Origin of the sequence: Streptomyces sp. LS1784 (genome assembly GCF_020103755.1) — a bacterium.
GTDB lineage: Bacteria > Actinomycetota > Actinomycetes > Streptomycetales > Streptomycetaceae > Kitasatospora.
Genome location: NZ_JAHSQD010000750.1, coordinates 1 through 3,262 on the forward strand (window position 1 = coordinate 1; position 3,262 = coordinate 3,262).

Here is a 3,262-nt window from a genome sequence, read left to right on the forward strand (position 1 = left end):
ATCTGCGGCGCGCGGCAGGTGCCGCGGACGGCGGAAACGGCCGAGGCCGCGTGCGGCACCGGCGACAGGCCCGGTCCGCCGAGGCCGGCGCCGACCCGGCGCTCGTCCAGGCCGCGGCGCAGCAGTTCCAGCAGCTCGCTCTCGGCGACCGGGCCGTCCACCAGGTGCAGGAAGGAGAGCAGCTGCGGGGCCTGGTCCACGGCCTGCCCGGCCAGTACGGCGAACACGCCGCGCAGCGCGGCGGGCGGCACCGGGGCGAGCAGGGTCCAGGCGTCGAACAGCGCCGACCAGCCACGCACCACGGCCTCGTCGTCGTGCTCCCAGGCGTGCAGCCGCCAGCCGGGGCCGGCTCCGCCGTCACGGGCCTCCACCAGACCCACCAGCAGCGCCTGCCCCCACGCCTTGGCGGCGGCGCCGACCGTCATGGCCAGTGCCCGGCCCGCCGCGCGGGCGTCCTCCGGGAGCAGCTCACCGCGCTTGTCGACCTCGGCCAGCTCCCCGGCCCAACGGGCGACCCGGACGGCGTCCACCAGCATCCTCCGGGCCAGCGGCGCCAGCTCGGCGGGTGCCGGGAAACCCTCCGGCACGGGAACCCGGCCCCGCCCGGGAGCCGGAGCGGGCCCTCGTCGCCGGGGTACTCCGTTACGGGGGACACCCGCCCCGCCCGGCCTGCCACCGGCGGGCCGGTGGGCCGTTCCGGGGAGACGGGTCACCGTCGCACCGGTACCGATCGTCGGCGGGAGCGGGGCATCACGGTCGCGCGGGTTCCGAGACGTCACGTCGAGCAGTCTTCCCCTTGTACCGGCCTTCTGTCACATCCGGTTGTCCGTACGACCGGGCGACCGGTGGCGGCACCTCCGCAAGATCGGGCAACAACGGCAAACCGCCTGGCCGGAAACGTGTGACCTGGCCATGCCACCGGCGCTGCCCCGGTCGCCGGGAATGCTCGTCCGATCACCGTGCGTACGGGTGGGGGGTAAGGGGTCGGTCCAATTGTTGCCCCTGACGGCAGGGGGCTTTTCACGCGGGGAATCCGCTCCGCCGACTTCCGGCGGGACTGTCCAGCCCGAATCCGGACGGATGGCGGGCGGGGTGGCGGGGTCGTGCTGCACGAGAAGTCGGACCGGCCGACTTCTCGTGCACGCCCGGCGGAATGGCAGAAACGTTCATTCGTGAACGACGGAATCCCCACCGGAAAGCCGGGTGGGGCCCAGCCGAAACCGCCCGCACGGTCAGGGGGCTAGAGCAGCGGCGTGAGCCAGCGGCGGAGGAGCTCGGTGTAGTGGTCCGGGGCGGTGTTCCAGAGGGTGGCGTGGTCGGCGCCGGGGAACGCCTGGAGGCTGACCACGTCGCGGCGGGCGGCAGCCAGCTTCTCCGCGCTGCCGAAGGGGGCTATCCGGTCCTCGGGGCTGTGCAGCAGGAGGGTGGGCACGCGCAGGTCGGTGCCCTCGGCGATACGGCCGAAGTCGGCGAGGTCGACGCCGGTGCGGCCCTGGGCGGCGAGGGCACCGAGTTCGGCGGCGACACCCTGGAAGCCGGCCCGGGCGGCGTCCCGGCGGGCGGAGGCCGGGAGGTCGAGCACGGGCGAGTCGAGGATCAGTCCGCGGATGGCGTGCGACCAGGCGGAGCGGGCCGCCGTCCGGAGGACCATGGTCGCCCCGAGGGACCAGCCGTAGAGGATCACCGCGCCCGCACCGCTGTCGAACGCCAGCCCTACCGCCGACTCGACGTCTCGCCACTCGGTCTCGCCGAAGTGGCTGAGCCCGTCGGGGGAGGCGGGGGCGCCCTGGTCGCCGCGGTAGGTGACGGCGAGGGCGGGCAGGCCGAGCCGGTCGAGGACGGGGAGCACCGGGAGGGTCTGCCGGCGGTCGGCTTCGGGGCCGTGCACCAGGATCACCCAGGTGCCGCGTTTGCCGTCGAGCTGCCAGGCGGGCAGCGCGCCGAGTTCGCCCTCGACGACGGTGTCGGCGAAGGCGAGGCCGAGCGCCTCGGTGGGGTCGCCGAGGTGGACCCGGGGAGTGAGGCGGACCTCGGTGCCGGCGGTGAGGGTGCCCCGGTCGGCGCGGACCAGGCGGCGGGTGACGCCCCGTTCGTCACTGTGCAGGATCTCCTCGACGACCGCGTGCCCGCCGTCCGCCCACTCGACCGCCCAGCGGCCGGGGCGCAGGCTCTCGGGGCCGCGGGTGAAGGTGACCCGGCCGGGGGCGAGACTGTGGACCAGGAGCGGACCGGACTCCTGGACGGCGGTCGCCGGACGGACCATTCGCTCGGAGGCCCGACGGCCGATCAACAGCACGGCGGCCCCGACCGCTGCGGCCGCCACGACGGCGGCGGTTCCCCATCGCATTTCGCTCCCCGCTCTGTTGGTCACGGACCGGACGGTGTTCGAGCACCAGTCCACCGGCGCCCCGCCCGCCCGGCCACCGGGCTAGGCCGTCCGGGTGACCTCGGCGGCGACCCGACGGTGCCGAGGAGAGGCCGGAAGCGGGCGGTGGAGGAGTCGACGGTGGGGCGACGGGGGCCGCTGCGGAGCGTGCCACCGAAAGGCAGGCGTGGCGTGCGATGCGGCCCCGGCCGCCGAACCCACGAAGCGGCCCGGGGCCTGTCTCTCGGATTCCGTCGGATCGGACCGCGGCGTCGGGGTGCGTGCATCGCCAGGCGGACGTGGGGGTACCTCCCGGCCAACGGCTGGGGCGCGTCGCGGGCCCGGCAAGGATCCGGGGGACGGGCCCCGTCCCCGGGCCGGTGCCGCACCGGGCGATCCCACGGGGTGTCAGTCAGCGGCGCCCGCGTGTGACCAACCCCTCCGTGACCTCGGTTGACTCCCGGTTCGGGCCCGTGATGGGATCCTGGGGCCAAACGGAGGCATGGAGAGGAAGCCGGTGGAAGTCCGGCGCGGTCCCGCCACTGTCACCGGGGAGCACGCTCGGAACATCGCCACGGCGGGCCGTCGACGGCCGCTGGAAGGCTCCGGGGGTGCGTTCGACCCGGAAGCCAGGAGACTCTCGCCCCCGTCACGTCGATCCAGGGCGCGGACCCTGAGTGAGGACACGCACGCGATGCAGGCTGCCCCGCCCCGCCGGACTCCGAGCTGCCTTCCGCCGTGCCACCGATGACCCCGCCCGCACCTTCTCCTTCTCCGCGCCCGCTGACCCGCGCCGCCGCGTTCGCGCTCGGCGCCGTCGCGGGCTACGCCGCCGACGCCCGCTTCGCCGACCCCCGCCGGGGCCACCCGGTCGCCGTCTTCGGCAGCGCCGCGACC

Annotated in this window: 1 protein-coding gene, 2 pseudogenes and 1 riboswitch; of the genes and pseudogenes, 1 reads left to right on the plus strand and 2 read right to left on the minus strand. The window is 75.5% G+C overall.

What is annotated here, in order from left to right; genetic code table 11:
• Together KS423_RS41735 and KS423_RS41740 are read right to left on the minus strand one after the other, a co-directional pair.
• Positions 1–587: pseudogene (locus KS423_RS41735) on the minus strand (hypothetical protein); the annotation flags it as partial.
• 653 nt (positions 588–1,240) lie between these two features.
• Positions 1,241–2,347 (minus strand): S9 family peptidase, encoded by a 1,107-nt coding sequence (locus KS423_RS41740; protein ID WP_224284935.1) that lies wholly within the window; start codon positions 2,345–2,347, stop codon positions 1,241–1,243.
• 524 nt (positions 2,348–2,871) lie between these two features.
• Positions 2,872–3,005: riboswitch (cobalamin riboswitch) on the plus strand.
• A 107-nt stretch (positions 3,006–3,112) separates the two neighbouring features.
• Between KS423_RS41740 and KS423_RS41745 the strand changes: the two are divergent.
• Positions 3,113–3,262 (plus strand): annotated as a pseudogene (locus KS423_RS41745) (cobalamin biosynthesis protein); the annotation flags it as partial.